General features: G+C 77.3%; 1 protein-coding gene. It reads left to right on the plus strand.

Translation table 11 applies throughout. The annotated features are described in order from the left end of the window. On the plus strand, positions 1 to 520 hold a 520-nt coding region (locus ACYVE9_RS30580; RefSeq protein ID WP_461031092.1), incomplete at both ends, for a Rossmann-fold NAD(P)-binding domain-containing protein.

Genomic DNA, 520 nt, shown 5'->3' on the forward strand with positions numbered 1-520 from the left:
TCGAGCGTGCCGGCGCCACCTGCGTACCCGTCGTCGTCGACACCGTCGGAGACCGCGCCGCCCTCACCTCCGCGCTGGCCGAGGCGGTCGCCGACGCGCTCGGTGTGCTCTCGCTGCTCGCCCTCGACGAGAGGCCGCACCCGGCTGCCGTCCCCGTCCTGCCCGGCGGCTTCGCCGCCACCGTCGCCCTCGTGCAGGCCCTGGACGACCTCGACGCGCGCCTGCCGGTGTGGTTCCTCACGCGCGGCGCCGTCACCACCGGACGCGGCGGCGTCGACCACCCCGCGCAGTCCCTCGTCTGGGGCTTCGGCCGGGTCGTCGCCCTCGAACAGGCCGACCTCTTCGGCGGTCTGGTGGACCTCCCCGCCGCCCTGGACGACAGGGCGGGCGACCGCCTGGCGGCCGTCCTGGCGCGAACGGACCACGAGGACCAGGTCGCTGTGCGCGCCACCGGTGTCCTGGGCCGCCGTCTGGAGCGGGCCGTGACCGGCGGCCTGCCGGGGCGGCGGAGCTGGAGACC

It is taken from the genome of Streptomyces sparsus, assembly GCF_054776295.1.